A 3,248-nucleotide genomic window follows, 5' to 3' on the forward strand; every position below is an offset into this window, starting at 1 on the left:
CCGCCACGATCGCCGAACTGGCCAACCTCGCCATTTCGTCCCTGAAGGAGGATACCGAGCTGACCCAGAAACTGCAGGCCGCCTCCACCAGCGGCACATCCGGCGCGTTCGACATCATGCCCTGCCTGCAGCGCGAGGACGACATCGTCATGTACGACCATGCGATGCGTTTCGAGCATAGCGCCTCGAGCGGCGGCTTCTGGTTCTGGAGCTGGTCGATGAAGGAGGTCAGCTTGAACCATGTCGCCAACGAGAGAACGCTCAACTTCTCGCATTACCTGAATGTTGAACAGGCCATCAAGGCGAAGCTGGGCGCCAACTCCAACGCCTTTTTCACCAACCTGCAACTGGACTGACCTAGCGGATCACCGCGGAGGATCACGCATGGATGATTCGACATGGCAGCTGTATCGCAGCGCAGGAACACTCATGGTGTTTCCCGCAAGCTTGAGCGAGCCGGAGAGGCAGGACATTCTTGACAGCCTGCTGCTCGCGCAACTGGTCGCCAACAAGCAGCATGACCCCTACCAGGCTTCCAGCCAATGGCGGCGGAACTGGGCGCACACCATGGACCTGCTGCACTGGACCGTGACCGCCTCAACGGGCCAGGAGGAGCCGCAAGAGCAACCCTTCACCCTGGCCTCGCTGCTTGCGCACACGCTGGGTGCATTACCTGGACCAACCCCAGCCACGCTGCTCGCCGACCTGGGAACGACCCACGTGAAGGCACTGGAGGCCTACTGCATCCGACGTCATGCCGAGTCGACACAACTGAAGCTCAGCTTTGGCCTTGCCCGCAACGCCTGGCTGATACACCTCGCCAGCATCGCGTTCGAGACCGCCGCACCTCTGGATGAACACTGGCTGTCGCACACGCACCAGGACAACGGGCACAGAGCACTGACGGTCACCCGAACGTGCACAACCCTGACGCTTGCCTCCGATTACGCCGCAGAGCGTAGCAAGGTGATCACGAGCCTGGGGAGCAGGCGCAGCCGGGAAATCGAGAGGATCCCGCTGACAACCCAGTCATGAGCCCCAGCCTGGCCGGAATACCGGCCAGGTTTTTCAATGATGCTCGCTCAGGGCTTCTCAGCCCGCTCCTTCAAGGCCCTGAGCGTATTGAACGGCGCATCAACGACAAATTTGTTGGCCACCCAGGACGGCACGCTGCCGCCCGGCTCCGTATGCACCTGATAGGTCACCTCGGTGCTGTCGCCCTTGGGCACCAGCCTCCAGAAGCCCTCAACCTGGGAAACGCGCACAAAGCCCTTCGTGTCCGGCAGGTACGCCGGCTGTCCCTCGAGTTTGCGCACCAGGCTGCCATCCGCTTCCTGCACCGTGGTCACATGCAGGACCGAGTCACGCGGCGTCACCGGCCAAGGCGTGTTGAACTGCGTATAGGTCCAGCTCTGGTCGCCTTCGTGCTTGAGCAGTCTCTGCGACTTGCACTCGTGGATCCAGGCACAGGCGCCCGCCACATCCTCCTGCAGTGCCTTGATCCTGGCCAACGGCGCCTTGATCAGCGCCACGCCACGGTAGGCCTTGTAAGTCGAGCCCGACACCTCGCTCAGCGAGACCTTGATGCCCTGCTCATCCTTTGCCACCTGCCAGCTTTCAGCCTGCGCGGCCGAGGCCAGCACCGCCCCCACCCCACACAGCAGCGCTACACACCTGAACGATCTCATCATCTTGTTCCTTGTTGTCGAAGATCGGGACCCTCATGCCGCTGTCACCTGCTCAAGCCAACCCAGAAGCCTGATGGCATCGTCACTGTCGCTGCCGCATACCTCCACATCCGCCTTGAACCCGCCACACACCGCCGGACGCTCGGGCTTGCCAAACAACCCACAAAGATTGGCCACCGACAGGTGCAGGCAACGCTCCCCCGCCGGCTTGCCCGCAGGCATCCCCGGAATCGGCGAGCTGATGGAAGGGGCGATGCAGCAGGCGCCACAGCCCTCACGACATTTCATGGCAACAGGTTCCTCGAGCAGAACGAATGAGAGTGTCTGGATAGTAACCGGACAAACAAGTGTTTGAAATTGCTGGCAGGATGAAATCCGCAGTGACCTGGCGGTCAGTGGTCGGCTACTGCCGAAACTCGAAATCGATGGCCGCACCTTCGACATCGCGGCGGCTGTCGTTGCGCAGTTGCAGGTCCATCTCATTGCTGATCAGGCGACCGTTGAGCTGGAAAGGCGTATCGGGGGCCGGTTTTTCGGTGAACATGGCGGGCAGCACCGGCTTGCGCGCCAGCGGGGCCGTGTCGACCTCGGGCTCGAGCTTGTTGACCATGCTGGCGGGCAGGCTCAAGTCCAGCTTCGCCTTGGGCAAGGGTTTGCTGGCCGGGGTGGCGGACGCCTTGCGCTTGCTCCTGGAGACCTTGGCCGGTGCCTTGCGTGGTGCCGAGGCCTGTTTGCGCGGCGCGGAGGCGGCGCTGCCGGACTTTTCATGCCTGGCGGCAGGCTTGTCCGCGGACGAGGACTGGGAAGCATGCGCCGGGCCTGCCGCGCACCAGAACGGCGCCATGCACACGAGCAATACGAGAGAACGCAAGCACTTCATGGGCAACCATGGCCATCTGCCAAAACCCTATGCTCGCCGTTCCTGACGCCCGTGGCAAGTCTAGAGCGAAGCGCCGGCCGTCTCCTGGCACAACTGGCTGGCCAGCAGGCCGAGGGTCATCACGGCGCGCTCTGCCTCCTTGTTCCATGGAATGCCGCAGTTAAGGCGGATGCAATGGTTGAATTGCTCGGTATTGCTGAAGATCAGTCCCGGGGCGATGCTGATGCCTTGCTGCAGCGCGCGCACGTGCAGTTCCTGCGTGTTGACCCGCCCCGGCAGGCTCACCCAGAGGATGAAACCGCCGGTTGGCCGGGTCATCTGCGTGCCCTGCGGAAAATGCTGCTGCACGGCGAGCTGGTAGGCGCTGAGGTTCTTGCGGTACTCCTGCCGGATATACCTCAGGTGCCGGTCGTAGCCGCCGTTTTCGAGGTACGACGCCACACCCATCTGCGTCACGCTGCAGGCCGAGTGGGTCGTGAACGTCTGCAGGCGCTGGATCTCGTCATGGTAACGCCCAGCGACCATCCAGCCGATCCTCACGCCCGGCGACAGGGTCTTGGAGAAGCTGGAGCAGTAGATCACCCGGTCCAGCCGGTCGAACGCCTTGAGCGCCTTGCTGCGCCCCTGCTCGAACATCAGCTCGCCGTAGATATCGTCTTCGACGATCTGGATATCGAAGT

Annotated in this window: 6 protein-coding genes; 2 read left to right on the forward strand and 4 right to left on the reverse strand. The window is 62.6% G+C overall.

The genetic code is table 11. The features are described from left to right. Positions 1 to 356 (forward strand): hypothetical protein (locus VJS90_RS02205; protein WP_324118652.1); only part of this gene is annotated, 356 nt, incomplete at its 5' end. 28 nt (positions 357 to 384) lie between these two features. Continuing rightward, on the forward strand, positions 385 to 1,035 hold the full coding sequence (locus VJS90_RS02210) for a hypothetical protein (protein ID WP_324118654.1): 651 nt from the start codon (positions 385 to 387) through the stop codon (positions 1,033 to 1,035). A 47-nt stretch (positions 1,036 to 1,082) separates the two neighbouring features. On the opposite strand, the gene VJS90_RS02215 is transcribed toward VJS90_RS02210, so the two are convergent. The 4 genes from VJS90_RS02215 to VJS90_RS02230 all read right to left on the reverse strand — a co-directional run. Then, the gene (locus tag VJS90_RS02215) at positions 1,083 to 1,691 is read right to left on the reverse strand and encodes an START domain-containing protein (protein WP_324118656.1); all 609 of its coding nucleotides are present in this window, start codon (positions 1,689 to 1,691) and stop codon (positions 1,083 to 1,085) included. 30 nt (positions 1,692 to 1,721) lie between these two features. Then, positions 1,722 to 1,976: a YkgJ family cysteine cluster protein gene (locus VJS90_RS02220; RefSeq protein WP_324118658.1), complete on the reverse strand. Its 255-nt coding sequence runs from the start codon at positions 1,974 to 1,976 to the stop codon at positions 1,722 to 1,724. A gap of 115 nt (positions 1,977 to 2,091) precedes the next feature. After that, complete coding sequence (locus tag VJS90_RS02225) at positions 2,092 to 2,568, reverse strand: hypothetical protein (RefSeq protein ID WP_324118661.1); 477 nt, start codon at positions 2,566 to 2,568, stop codon at positions 2,092 to 2,094. A gap of 60 nt (positions 2,569 to 2,628) precedes the next feature. Further along, positions 2,629 to 3,248: PLP-dependent aminotransferase family protein (locus VJS90_RS02230; RefSeq protein ID WP_324118663.1), on the reverse strand; the 620-nt coding region annotated here is incomplete at its 5' end.

This window comes from Pseudomonas sp., from assembly GCF_035277045.1.
GTDB lineage: Bacteria > Pseudomonadota > Gammaproteobacteria > Pseudomonadales > Pseudomonadaceae > Aquipseudomonas.